Consider the following 13,428-nt stretch of genomic DNA (forward strand, 5'->3'; position numbering starts at 1 on the left):
TTGTACCTTAATTTAGCATATTAAAGCGTTGAAAGGGAAAAATTAACTATTGGATTCAGTCAGAAAAAATAGTTTAGAATTTTCAAAAAAATATTGAAATAAAGCTTATGAAATATTATACTCCATTTAAGGAATTTCTTCCTTAAACTATCCGAAAATAGATATTGTTATGTAAATTGAATGAAAAAGGAGTTGTAGTGGATGTCTCAAACGATAATGATTCATGATTTAATCGAGGCTGTTAAAGATGAAGTGATTGGGTGGCGAAGATATTTACATAAGTATCCGGAGCTATCTTTTCAGGAAGAAAAAACAGCACAATTTGTTTATGAAACGCTACAAACTTTTGGTGATTTGGAAATTTCACGTCCGACAAAAACGAGTATAATGGCTCGTTTAATTGGCCAGCAGCCTGGGAAGGTTATTGCACTGCGGGCAGATATGGATGCGCTTCCAATTGAAGAAGAGAATGATTTTGACTTTGTATCACAGAATTCAGGCGTGATGCATGCTTGCGGACATGACGGGCATACGGCGATGCTGCTTGGCACGGCAAAGATTCTTACCCAGTTAAAGAATCAAATTAAAGGGGAGGTTCGCTTTTTATTTCAACATGCTGAGGAACTGCCGCCCGGTGGAGCCCAGGAGATGGTGAAAGCAGGTGTGCTTGAAGGAGTAGATATGGTCATTGGCACCCATCTCTTGTCGACTCTACCTTTAGGAAAAATTGGTTTGGGTTACGGTCCGATTATGGCTGGAGCTGATACTTTTGCAATTACCGTGGTGGGTAAAGGGGGGCACGCCTCACAGCCTGAACTTACGGTTGATCCCATTGCAATTGGAACTCAGGTTGTATCAAATCTCCAGCACATTGTTTCGAGGTATCATGATGCTCAGGAAGCTCTAGTGATTTCAGTGACTCAGTTCCATGCGGGAAGTGCGATTAATGTTATTCCAAGTAGTGTAAGCATTGGAGGATCCGTTCGAAGCTTTAATCCGGAACTGAGGGAAAAGATTCCAACCTTTATCGAACGCATTGTAAAAGGAATTACTGAAGCACATGGGGCTACTTATGAATTCGATTATCAGTTCGGTTATGCTCCGACCATTAATGATGAAGAAGTTACCCGATTGATGGACGAAACGGTCTGTGAAGTATTTGGTGAAGAAAGTCGAGAGATTTCAAAGCCAATTATGGGAAGTGAAGACTTCTCTGCTTTTCAAAAAGTAGTTCCGGGATCTTATATTGTAATAGGAGCTCGTAATGAAGAAAAAGGGATTATATATCCTCACCATCATCCCAAATTTACTTTCGATGAACAGGCTTTACAATATGGGGTGAAGTTATTTGTTCACGGGACTTTTAAAATGTTAAATCTAACATACTAGGGGGTTAAGAGTATGAAAAAAATATATTGGCTTGGAATTATCCCGTTTCTTGGCTTTATTGTAGGCGCTTTGTTTACAAATAAAGTGACTCCCTATGTTCTAGGAATGCCATTTTTTCACTTTTGGATTGTACTCTGGTCTGTGCTAACCACAGGTATTATGGGGATTATATATCTACTAGATCCTGCTAATCAGAAGGGAGATTCAAGATGAATATTGCCGTGTTTTTCATCCTGTTTTTTTTCGTCATTTCTGTTTTGATTGGTATCCAGGCTAAAAAAGGGAAAGAAATGAACTTAGAACAATGGTCAGTTGGGGGACGTGGAATGGGAACCCTATTGATTTTCCTCTTGTCCGCAGGTGAAATGTATACGACCTTTACATTTTTAGGTGCAAGTGGATCGGCTTATGGGGAAGGAGGCTCCATCTTTAGTATCGTATCATACGGCTGTCTGGCTACAGTCATCTCCTACTGGACATTTCCTGCTATCTGGAGGTATGCAAAGAAACACCAATTAGTTTCCCAATCAGATTTTTTTGTAAAAAAATATCAAAGTCCTTATCTTGGTGTGCTTGTTGCTGTAATAGGTGTTATAGCTTGTACTTGCTACTTAGTCCTGCAATTGAAGGGGTTAGGATATATCGTTTCTGCAACATCCTATGGGGCCATTTCATCTACAGCTGCCATTTGGGTTGGAGCAATTGGTGTAACCATTTTTGTAATGGTTTCAGGTATTCACGGTTCTGCCAGGACAGCTATCTTGAAGGATATTCTGATTCTAGGCATTGTCATATTTTTAGGAGTTTATTTCCCTCTTCATTATTATGGCGGTCTTCAACCTATGTATGAGGCCATTGAAAATGCAAAGCCGAACTATACCATACTTCCGGATCAAGGAATGAGCGTTTCGTGGTATATATCGACCGTTATATTAAGCTCTATTGGATTTTATATGTGGCCGCACGGGTTTTCTCCTATTTATGCTGCCTCTAGCGAAAAAGCTTTACGAAAAAATGCAATCCTAATGCCAATGTACCAATTGATTTTGTTGTTTGCCTTTTTTGTCGGATTTGCAGCTATCTTACAGACGCCTGGATTAAAAGGCGCGGAAGCCGATCTTATCTTGCTGCAGCTTTCTAAACAGGATTTTGATCCATGGTTTGTGGGCTTAATTGGTGGCACGGGCGTGTTAGCCGCTTTAGTACCAAGCTCGATGCTGTTGATGTCAATATCAACATCTCTGGCAAAAAATATATATAGCGTATTCACTCCATCAGCAACGGAAAATCAGATTGCAAAACTGGTAAAATTCTTGGTTCCCCTTATTTCTCTCGTAGGGATTTACTTGACCTTTAAAGGTGGAAATTCCCTCTTTAGTCTAGCTTTAATCGCCTATAATTTTATCACACAACTTGCTCCTGCCTTTTTCGCAAGTTTGATGAGAAAGAATTTTGTAACCAAACATGGAGCATTCGCCGGGATTATAACAGGAGGCGTGCTAGTTTCTATTATGGAACTAGGGAACATAAAAATTGGTCAACTGTTTCCTTATCTTCCTCAAGCAATTAAAGACTTGAATGTAGGAATTATCGCCCTATTTGTTAATATCGTAGTTTTAGTGGTTGTCAGTGTGATGACAAAAAACATTACTAATACTCATAAGGATAATGATGTTTTAGAGACAACAACAGTAGAGCACAAGGTTCTAATACAAAAAGAATCTAACAGATAACACAACATGTATAGTAACTAATCCAAGAGTAATTCACTTCTGAAAAGATTATGTAAATACGAATGCCCTCCAGTTAAACGATCTGGAGGGCATTTTTTTAGACCGACAAAGAAATGTACTTTTTTTTGTCAAAAATTCAAAGTTGGTCCAGTGCTTGGTTATTCAACGAAGCTCCATTTTTGATTAAGATAAAGGGGCACATTGAGAAATTGATCATCAATGAGAGACGGTAATTTCAGTTCTTTTAGATCGCTTACTGCTGAAATAAGTAAGAAGATTATCTAACAAGGAAATAAACCGGTCTGAATATGACCGGTTTGTTTCATTTAAATTACTCTGTTTTAGAGCTCTGATCTTTATTTCTTTTATTTCCTTTACTGTTGTCCCCACTAACAGGAACTTGTCCGTGTAATTGCGGTGAATTTTGATTACGGCTGCCTTTATTAAATTTTTTTGTCATATCTCACATCTCCTTTCTTATTTCAAATACAGTTTGTCCGTTTTTGGTGAACTTATGTTTTCTCATGAAAAGAACATCCATAGAATCTAATCTTTTACAATTATTAATAAATTATTTTTAAAAAATTAATACCATCTTTACTTTAATTTGCTAAATTTGATTTGTGGCTTGGATGGGCACTATTTAACAAGTTAATCGAGAAGTACATACATAGTCTATTTCGATTTTGCAGAGAAGGTGAGTTTGGCTTCAAAATAAGTGATGGAACTTAGTTCAGAATGAAGCTGATGATGAGTGAGAAATTCTTAAAAAATAGAGGACTAAGTCTTCAAGGAAAATAAAGGAGGACATTATGGAAAACATACCGTTAAATAGACGTACCTTTTTAACACGTATTGGAACAGGGGCTACTGCCCTTGCAGTGGCCAGTTCTGGTTTAGGTATTTTAAGCGAGACAGTTAATGCGGAAACCGACAGCCTTTTACATGTAAAACCGAAGAAAAAGGGCTTTAAGTTTACTCCGATTGAAACTACAAATAAGGACGAACTCGTTCTTCCAAAAGGATTTAAATATGACGTTGTAGCCGCTTATGGCGATGTAATCAATGGTAAGGGTGACACATTTGGTTTTAATAATGATTTCACCCTTTACTTTCCTATTCAAAATTCCAATGAAAGAGGATTATTATGGGTAAACCACGAATATACAAACCCTCTTTACGTGGAAGGAGAAAAAGTAAATGGCAAGTATGCTCCTACACAAATTGAAAAGCTTCTTTATAACCAGGGCGGTTCCATTATTGAAGTGTACTATGACAAGAAAGTGAATAAATGGAAAATGGATGCTGCTTCCACTTATGCCCGACGAGTAACAGGATTAACATCTTTTGCACTTACCGGGCCGGCCAAAGGAACAAAAGTGGTAAACGGCGCAACAAGTGTTCAGGGAACATTCGCTAACTGTTCTGGTGGAAAAACATTATGGAATACGGTTTTATCCTGTGAAGAGAACTTCGAAGAAACCGCTAATAATGCCGGATTAAACCAAACACATTACGGCTGGGTAATCGAAGTTGACCCGTTCGATCCAAATTTTGCGGTTCGCAAACATACCGCTCTTGGACGTTTTAACCATGAAAATGCTTCAATGGGACTTGCCAAAGACCAACGTGTCGTCGTTTATATGGGAGACGATAAAAAAGATGCTTGTGTCTATAAATTTGTAAGTAAGGATAAATATGTACCTGCATTAGGAAAAGCAAATTCCCGTCTTCTTGAGGAAGGGAATTTATATGTAGCGGACTTTAAAAAAGGAAGATGGATAGCTCTGACAATTGAGGCCGTACAAAAAGCGGCGGCTGGCAAACCGGAACTATTGGAAAAGTTCCAAACGCAAGGTGATGTTGTTACTAACTGTCAAGAAGCAGCCCTCCTTCTTGGCGGAACACCGACTGACCGACCGGAGGATGTGGAAATTTCACCATTTGATAGCTCGATCTTTATTGCACATACGAATAATGATAAGCACGGAAACTTACATGGACACATTACACGTTTTATCGAAAAAAAAGGTGACCATGGAGCAACTGAGTTTGAATATGAAATTTTTGCAGCTGGCGGACGTCAAAGCGGATTCAGCGCACCAGACAACTTAACTTTTGACAGCAACGCGAATTTATGGACCGTAACGGATATTTCATCGAGTAGCTTAAATCAAGGTGCATGGACAAGCTTTGGCAATAACGGAATGTTTGTCATTCCTACCGTTGGTCGAGATAAAGGGATTGCCTGGCAGTTTGCAGCCGCTCCAATGGATGCTGAATTAACCGGACCATGTTTCACTCCGAATGAAAAGACACTATTCTTGTCTGTTCAGCACCCTGGTGAAGAAACGGAAGATATCAACAATCCTACAAGTACATGGCCGCATCGTAAAGGTGAAAAGATGCCTCGTCCGGCAGTCGTGGCTATTACAGGATTTAAATTTTAAGGAGGAAACACGATGTTTCAAAATATTGGAATACCTGGATTGGTTTTGGTTTTGGTCATTGCTCTCATCATATTTGGTCCATCTAAGTTGCCCGAAATTGGACGTGCTTTCGGTAGCACATTAAGAGAATTTAAAAACTCTACTAAGGATTTAATTTCATCAGACGAGAAAGAAGAAAAGACGCAATCTAAGTAATTTTTAAGAAGATGTAAGCAATAAGCTTACATCTTCCTCTTGCATTTAAGAAAGGAGGGGCTGTATGACTAATCAAGAAATGCTTATGGTTGAGCACCTTGAGGAACTCAGGAAACGGATCATCTATACTTTGATTGCTTTTCTGATTTTTTTAATTGGATCATTCATTTTTGTGAACGACATTTACACATGGCTTATTCGTGATCTCGGCCATCAGTTAGCTGTATTGGGGCCAAGTGAAATCCTCTGGGTATATTTTATGATTTCTGGCGTGATTGCGATTGCTCTTACGATTCCAATTGCCGCCTATCAAACATGGCTATTTGTAAAACCGGCACTTTCTGAAAATGAACGAAAAACGACACTAACGTACATTCCTGGACTGTTTATCCTTTTTATTGCCGGTTTATCATTCGGATATTTTGTCGTGTATCCAACCGTTCTGGGTTTTTTACTATCTTTGTCTGAAGGTCAATTTGAAACGATGTTTACGTCTGAAAAATATTTTAAATTTATGATTAACTTGACACTGCCGTTTGGATTTTTATTCGAAATTCCGCTGGTTGTCATGTTCCTCACCTCACTTGGTGTCGTTAATCCCATGATTCTTTCAAAAGCGCGAAAGATATCTTACTTTTTGCTTGTCGTTGTAGCCATTTTAATTACACCACCAGATTTCATGTCAGATATATTAGTTACCGTGCCTCTTTTAGTTTTATACGAGTTTAGTGTGACATTGTCAAAAATCGTCTACCGGAAAAAACTCAAACAGCAATCGGATAACGTCATTGAAATGAGGAAAACGTCTTAAATAAAAACGAACTTCTGTTTATAAGGAGTTCGTTTTTTATTATGTAAACTGGGGTAACCATCCTATGCTCACCAAGCTAAGTGAGGAGAGAAATATAGGACATGTTATCCGTTGAGTGATTATATATCAATAAAATTTTTCTGGATATTCATTCACCTGTTCATAAAAGTATACTTTTACGAAATTTTTTTGATTGTTACTTCTTTAAAATAGGCTGTGTTAAACAATGCATGTGATTTTTCTTCTTCAACTAGGGCAGATTAGATGAAGAAGCCGACCATTAAAGGTCGGCTTTTTTCATACTATTTTAGCAGCAACCTCCGTAACCGCCCCCGTAACCATAGCCACCGCCGCCGTAACCGCCGCCGTAGCCGCCGCCACCAACAAAGCTAGCTCCAACAATGATTAAGAGTATAAACAAAACGACTATAAAGGCGAAACCTCCACCAAATCCAAAACCGTCGTCACACCTTGATTCACACCTTGATTCACAACCTGACATATAGACATCTCCTTATTTGTTTTTAAGGAGGAAATTAATTAAATGGGTAATATCACCTTATGCTCTAATCAGGAAAATGACACAAGTTCATTGGATAAAATGTTGGAGGTACCTCTTATTGGGATTATAGGTTCGTTAGTTCAATAACACCTATGAATATAATCAAACTTTTTAATGAAATTTCTATACGAATTAATAAGTAAAGAAACCATTCTGAGAAGTCTTTTTTCAAAATGGTTTCTTTTTATTGAACGTAAAATGAAGGCACGCACGATATTTCTGACAAAACTCTATTTCAAAGCTACACAAAGCGTTCCAAAAATCCTTAACCATAGAACTTCCTTTATCAGTTTTACCAAAATTATAGGTACTAAATAAAGTTCGATAATTTTTAATAAAGATTGATAATTTGTAAAAAAGTTTGATAAAAAATTCTATTTTGATAATGCAACTTCGTTTTTTTCAGGATCCACTTTAGCATTTCTACTTGAATAAAAAATGACCCACCTTGGTCCGCATTAGTTAAGAGGCGTGGTGGGTTCTTTTATCGTAATAATAATTCCTTTTATACTATGCTAGAAAACACTACAGTAAATGAAATAATAAAAATCGATATTACTTAAAAAATAGATTCATTACTTATTTTTTAGAATAATCTTCATGATAAGCGGGAAGTGTTACTGTAATAGTTGTTCCCTTATTCGAAACACTATTTATATTAAGTGTACCATTCATCGTTTGGATTGTCTTAACAGCTAACATTGATCCTAACCCTGTACCTTTTTCTTTGCAACTGTAATAAGGTTCACCAAAACGGTTTATTTGTTCTTTGTTCATTCCTATTCCATTGTCACTTATTTCGATAATTATGTCGAAATTATTTTCATAGGAAACAATACTAAGTTCCCCGCCGTTTGGCATAGCCTCTATACCATTTTTAATCAGGTTTATGAAGCATTGCTTGAAATGTTGAATATTCCCACGCGTAATGCCTGGAGTTAACTGTTCTGATATATTAACTAAATTCATGTTAGCTAATGGTTTTATCATTTCAATTACATATCCTATTTCACGGCTTATTAAAATATTATCCACTTTTTCGATTGCAGGTTTTGCAAATGCTAAGTATTCACTAATAATTGATTCTGCACTATTAAGTTCTCTGACAACATGTTCTATATATTGTTCTTTTACTTCTTGAGAGAGATCAGAAGCCTCTAGCAGTTGAACAAACCCTTTCACAACTGTTAAAGGATTTCTAATTTCATGTGAAATACTAGCTGCAAGTTGACTAACTATCTCCATCTTTTCAAGTCTCACCATTTGTGTTCGGATTAAAATTGCATCTTTTAAAATTTCCATGATATATACAGCCAAAACGATAATAAAAGGAGGGAGGATGATAAAGTAAAATACATACGCCTCCGTTATTCGAAAATAATCAGACATAACGAGTGAAATAAAGCTGGTTAGTATTCCTAGAAACAAAATTAATAGTATGGAGCTATTTAGCTTATTTTTTCTATTAAAATTTTTGAATTTGGAAGAAAATAGAGCCGTTATAATAAATATAACGATATATACAATTAACGTAAGTAAATTGAAACCATAAAAAGCAAATCTAAAAGTTAATATTATGACTAACAGAGCAGCTCCTACAGGCCAACCACCATAAAGTGTCCCTATAATAAAAGGGATTTGCCTGAGATCATGGACACAATATTCATCTATATAAATAGGAAACTTCATACATAATATAATAGGAATGCTCATGCATGCAGTGATAAGGGTCTTGCTATACTGACTTAACCTTTTGCCATGATCTAATAAAATGGAATAAATCAAAATACTTACTAAGATGTAAAAGAGATTATCTAATATGTTTTGATTAATATAAATAAAATTCATTGGATTCTCCTGAAAAATTAACAATTAGGTCTATTATACAGGAATAACATTAAAAAGGAGGATTTTAATATGGTAATTGTTAATTGACAAGAACGACGTTTAAATATAAATAAAGACTTGTTTAGAAACGCCATCCAGTTACTCCATTAAAGGGCGCTTTAATGGAATAAGGAAAACAGAAATGATCAAACTATAAAGAATGATTTAAGCTGATTGTACTACTAGGGTTAATGGCATTATTATTACTATTAATTTAAATTCGAAAAGGTAAGTAAGTTTATTTTCATCTTCAACTAAAAGCAGGGCGTTGATTCGGTAGAATTAACGTCTTTTATTTTTGTTTTATTAATGGCACTTGGATTTAATTATTCCATTACAGTAGATACTATCTTTTATACTTATGTTTTAATGTTTTACGAATTTTATGTAGTCAAATAATGATAAAAAGTATATAATCACATTAATATTTGTACCTATAAATATTATATATAATAATAAATTTAATAGGTTGGTATAAAAACGGAGGGTTTATAATGAAGTTTCCACATGATTTTTTATTTGGAGCAGCTTCTGCTTCTTATCAAATAGAAGGAGCATGGAATGAAGATGGTAAAGGTATAACGAATTGGGATGTCTTTTCAAAGATTCCAGGGAAAACGTATGGGGGTACTAACGGTGATGTAGCCATAGACCATTATCATCGATACAAAGAAGATATAAAATTAATGGCAGAGATGGGACTTGAATCGTACCGTTTTTCCATTTCATGGGCACGTATTTTGCCAACAGGAGACGGAGAAGTCAATGAAAAAGGCTTGGAATTTTATAATAATGTTATTAATGAATGTTTAAAATATGGTATTGTTCCATTTGTTACGCTGTATCATTGGGATTTGCCTCTGACGCTTGAAGAAGATGGAGGATGGACGAATAAGAGAACAGCTGAGGCCTTCGTCAAGTATGCAGGAATTTGTTTTCGGGCATTCGGAGACCGCGTCAAACATTGGATTACGTTTAATGAAACGGTTATGTTCTGCGGATTAGGCTATTTAAAAGGAGCTCACCCGCCTGGTATCCAAAACGATGAGTATAAATACTTTCAAGCGACACATTACGTGTTTTATGCACATGCAAAAGCTGTAGAAGTTTATAAAGAACTAAAATCTTACGGCGAGGTTGGTATTACCCATGTTTTCTTACCAGCTTACAGCGTAGATGATAAACATGAGAATGTATTAGCTGCTAGACATGCTAATGAATATGAAACTTTTTGGTATTATGACCCAATTTTAAAAGGTGAATATCCGTCTTATGTGATTGAGCAATTAAAGGAGAAAGGCTGGACGCCAAGTTGGACAGAAGAAGAATTAGATACGTTAAAAAGAAATGCTGGAAAAAATGATTTTATTGGACTTAATTATTATCAGCCCATTCGAGTAGAAAGAAATCACGAGGCTGACTCATCCAGAGAACATTCAAGAGAAACATCTACTCTAGCTCCAGGCAACCCGTCTTTCGATTGCTTTTATCGGACCGTAAAAATGGAAGATAAAACATATACAAAATGGGGGTGGGAAATCTCACCTCAAGGGTTTTTAGACGGGCTGCATATGTTAAAAGAGCGTTATGGTGATATTAAAATGTATGTAACAGAAAACGGACTTGGTGATGAGGATCCGATTATTGAAGGCGAAATAGTAGATGTTCCTCGTATTAAATATATTGAGGAACATTTAAAAGTGATAAAGCGTGCAATCAAAGAAGGCATTCATTTAAAAGGGTATTACGCATGGTCTGTCATTGATCTATTAAGCTGGTTAAATGGGTATAAAAAGCAATACGGATTTATTTACGTGGATCATCATGATCATTTAAACCGAAAGAAAAAGCTGTCGTTTCATTGGTATAAGCATATTATTGAGACGAGAGGAGAAGAGCTGTAAGTAAAAAGAAAACCTCTTGATTTTAATCAAGAGGTTTTGTGTATAATAGAAGCAGTAAATGATTGAGGACGATTAATAGGGAGATAATATGGCTGTAAAATATAAAGAAATTGCTGATCGATTAGAATGTGAAATACAGGAAGGTAAGTTTGATAAAACAAAAAAGTTGCCGACAGAAGAAGAACTGATAAAAAAATTTGAAGTGAGCCGAAATACGATTCGAAAAGCAATTAATCAGCTGGTCAATCGTGGCTATATCTATCAGGTGCAAGGCAGCGGCATGTTTTTACGGGAAGAATCTGTAACAGATTATATTAATTTAGGCAGTCTCAGAGGATTAACAAAAGATTTGACTTCAAAAACAATTGAGACGAAAATTCTGGCTTTACATGTGCTAGAAGCTGATGAAGTAAACGCAACACAAATGCGATGTGAAGTGGGAACAAAACTTTATTATATTAAGCGGCTACGAATTGTAGATAAAGAACCTTTTTCAATTGAAATAAGTTACTTTAAAAAAGATATTGTGCCATATTTAAATGAAGATATTGCAGCGAGTTCTATTTACAGTTACCTTATAGAGGACTTAAAATTAAATATTGGTTTTGCTGACAAAGTAATTAACTGCGAAAAAATCGATGAAGCAAGTGCGATAGTGTTGCAGGTTAATCCGCTAGATCCAGCATTGATTATTGAAAATACAGTATGCTTATCTAACGGAACCATCTTTGAATTATCTAAATCAGTATTCCATTATCAAAAAGCAAAAATCTTAAATCGAATCAATTTTAAATAAAATAAGATTGAACCGGTAAAGACTTCTGTTCTTAATTGGAATTGAACAGTGTAGCTTTTACCCTTCCTAAATGTGTTAGTGACTTATGTAAATAATCCAAGTGATTTTTTGTTATTGATGTTGCTGATAATATATCTAATTAAAAAATATTATTAATCTAAGAGACGATACTTTGGAGTTAGTATAGTTTCATGGACACATTTTAGTTAAGTCCTTACAATGATTTTTGAGAGGATGTGTCCGTCTTGGAACGTAAAAATACAGGTAAAAAATATAATAATGAATTCAAGAAGACTATTGTAGATCTTTATCACTCGGGTAATTCGGTCAAAGAATTAAGCGGCGAATATGGCGTATCAGAAGTTACCATTTATAAATGGGTTAAAGAATTTACTCCTATCGGTTTAGAGGAAGAGTCCATGACTCCAAAGGAATTAGCCGCCATACAGAAGGAAAACCTTCGGTTAAAGCAAGAAGTTGAAATCTTAAAAAAGGCTATGGCCATATTCGCGAAAAAGTAACCGAGACAGATCTTACCGAATTTATTGAGGAACACAAGAAACAATATCCCGTACAGAAGATGTGTGAAATACTAGAAATCCCAAGAAGCAGCCATTATCAGTCCCTTCAAATAGTCGTATCAAATCGCGAACAGGAAAACCAAGAACTCACGAAGGAAATTCATCTGATTTACCTGGAAAGCAAGGGACGATATGGGGCTCCAAAGATTCATGAAAGCTTATTAACCAAAGGGTTTTCCCTAAGTCTAAAGCGTGTTCAACGTTTAATGAGCAAGGCAAGAATTCGTTCTATTACTAAGAAAAAATACCGTCCCTATCCATCTAAAGAAAAGGTTATTCAATTGGATAATTTGCTAAAACGAGACTTCACTACTCAGACCATTAATGAGAAATGGGTAGCAGATATTACGTATATCCACACGTTAAAAGACGGATGGTGTTATTTAGCTTCGGTATTGGACCTTCATTCTAAGAAAATAGTAGGGTATTCATTTTCTCGTTCAATGACGACAGAACTGGTCATAAAAGCTTTCAATAACGCACACATTTCACAAAAGCCCTCGGAGGGCTTAGTTCTTCATACAGATCTTGGCTCACAATATACAAGCAGTGAGTTTACTCAACATATCCAAAACCATCATATTAAGCAATCCTTTAGTCAGAAAGGTTGCCCGTACGATAATGCCTGTATTGAATCCTTTCATGCCCTATTAAAAAAGGAAGAAGTCAACCACGTACAATATCTAGACTATCAAACAGCTAAATTAGCGATGTTCCAATTTATTGAAGGTTGGTATAACCGAAAAAGAATTCACAGCAGCCTAGGCTATCAAACCCCACAAGCCATTGAAGATCGAATTAGGAATACAGCTTAAGATTTAACTTTTTAGTGTCCAAAATATTGACTCAAATCCACTTTGACAAAGTATCGTCTCCTTTATATACGATTGCAAAATGATTTGGCCTTATTTAACCCGGCCCCAATTACGTAATAATGATTTCTGGACAGACTTCCCTACAAAGAGGAAGTTCGTCCATTTTGAACAATGAATAAATTTAACAGGTGTCTTAGCTGAAAATCGGAGCTGTCTTTAAGGCAGCTTTATTTATTCAACTATTGAGGGAGGTTAGTAAATCAAAAGGAAAGGTATTAGAATTTTTCGAAAAATATTAATGGTTA

General features: G+C 35.9%; 11 protein-coding genes and 1 pseudogene. 9 read left to right on the forward strand and 3 right to left on the reverse strand.

Features of this window, described 5'->3' with window-relative positions; translation table 11 throughout:
- The first annotated feature begins 201 nt into the window (after positions 1-201).
- From NST21_RS04700 to NST21_RS04710, 3 genes are read left to right on the forward strand one after another with little or no spacing between them, the layout of a single operon-like run.
- Positions 202-1,389, forward strand: a complete 1,188-nt coding sequence (locus NST21_RS04700) for a M20 family metallopeptidase (RefSeq protein WP_201249960.1) — start codon at positions 202-204, stop codon at positions 1,387-1,389.
- 12 nt (positions 1,390-1,401) lie between these two features.
- Positions 1,402-1,602, forward strand: a complete 201-nt coding sequence (locus tag NST21_RS04705) for a DUF3311 domain-containing protein (RefSeq protein WP_053344651.1) — start codon at positions 1,402-1,404, stop codon at positions 1,600-1,602.
- On the forward strand, positions 1,599-3,122 hold the full coding sequence (locus tag NST21_RS04710) for a sodium:solute symporter family protein (protein ID WP_053344652.1): 1,524 nt from the start codon (positions 1,599-1,601) through the stop codon (positions 3,120-3,122). The genes NST21_RS04705 and NST21_RS04710 overlap by 4 nt, the downstream gene beginning before the upstream one ends.
- Positions 3,123-3,453: 331 nt before the next feature.
- Here NST21_RS04710 and NST21_RS04715 read toward each other — a convergent pair whose 3' ends face one another.
- Positions 3,454-3,582: a hypothetical protein gene (locus NST21_RS04715; protein ID WP_340887998.1), complete on the reverse strand. Its 129-nt coding sequence runs from the start codon at positions 3,580-3,582 to the stop codon at positions 3,454-3,456.
- Between the two features lie 352 nt (positions 3,583-3,934).
- Here NST21_RS04715 and NST21_RS04720 point away from each other — a divergent pair, with 352 nt between their 5' ends.
- The 3 genes from NST21_RS04720 (at position 3,935) to tatC (ending at position 6,578) form a co-directional block, all read left to right on the forward strand.
- Positions 3,935-5,572 carry a PhoX family protein gene (locus NST21_RS04720; RefSeq protein WP_340887999.1) on the forward strand — a complete coding sequence of 546 codons (1,638 nt, stop codon included), beginning with the start codon at positions 3,935-3,937 and terminating at the stop codon, positions 5,570-5,572.
- Positions 5,573-5,584: 12 nt separating this feature from the next.
- Positions 5,585-5,767, forward strand: coding sequence for a twin-arginine translocase TatA/TatE family subunit (locus NST21_RS04725; RefSeq protein ID WP_056525811.1), 183 nt, complete (start codon positions 5,585-5,587; stop codon positions 5,765-5,767).
- Between the two features lie 64 nt (positions 5,768-5,831).
- On the forward strand, positions 5,832-6,578 hold the full coding sequence (tatC, locus tag NST21_RS04730; RefSeq protein WP_340888000.1) for a twin-arginine translocase subunit TatC: 747 nt from the start codon (positions 5,832-5,834) through the stop codon (positions 6,576-6,578).
- A 376-nt stretch (positions 6,579-6,954) separates the two neighbouring features.
- On the opposite strand, the pseudogene NST21_RS28695 reads toward tatC, so the two are convergent.
- Together NST21_RS28695 and NST21_RS04740 are read right to left on the reverse strand one after the other, a co-directional pair.
- Positions 6,955-7,032 (reverse strand): annotated as a pseudogene (locus tag NST21_RS28695) (YjcZ family sporulation protein); the annotation flags it as partial.
- A 687-nt stretch (positions 7,033-7,719) separates the two neighbouring features.
- On the reverse strand, positions 7,720-8,988 hold the full coding sequence (locus tag NST21_RS04740) for an ATP-binding protein (RefSeq protein ID WP_340888002.1): 1,269 nt from the start codon (positions 8,986-8,988) through the stop codon (positions 7,720-7,722).
- A 533-nt stretch (positions 8,989-9,521) separates the two neighbouring features.
- Between NST21_RS04740 and NST21_RS04745 the strand changes: the two genes are divergently transcribed.
- The 3 genes from NST21_RS04745 to NST21_RS04755 all read left to right on the forward strand — a co-directional run bounded on the left by NST21_RS04745 (position 9,522) and on the right by NST21_RS04755 (position 13,123).
- The gene (locus tag NST21_RS04745) at positions 9,522-10,931 is read left to right on the forward strand and encodes a GH1 family beta-glucosidase (protein WP_340888003.1); all 1,410 of its coding nucleotides are present in this window, start codon (positions 9,522-9,524) and stop codon (positions 10,929-10,931) included.
- An 88-nt stretch (positions 10,932-11,019) separates the two neighbouring features.
- On the forward strand, positions 11,020-11,727 hold the full coding sequence (locus NST21_RS04750) for a GntR family transcriptional regulator (protein WP_340888006.1): 708 nt from the start codon (positions 11,020-11,022) through the stop codon (positions 11,725-11,727).
- 245 nt (positions 11,728-11,972) lie between these two features.
- Positions 11,973-13,123, forward strand: a protein-coding gene (locus tag NST21_RS04755) for an IS3 family transposase (protein WP_445670477.1) whose coding sequence is annotated in 2 segments (ribosomal slippage) — positions 11,973-12,222 and positions 12,222-13,123 — 1,152 coding nt in all. Because the reading frame shifts where the segments join, the coding sequence is not laid out codon by codon here.
- Positions 13,124-13,428 lie beyond the last annotated feature (305 nt).

It is taken from the genome of Peribacillus sp. FSL K6-1552 (genome assembly GCF_038005205.1).
Lineage (GTDB): Bacteria > Bacillota > Bacilli > Bacillales > DSM-1321 > Peribacillus > Peribacillus butanolivorans.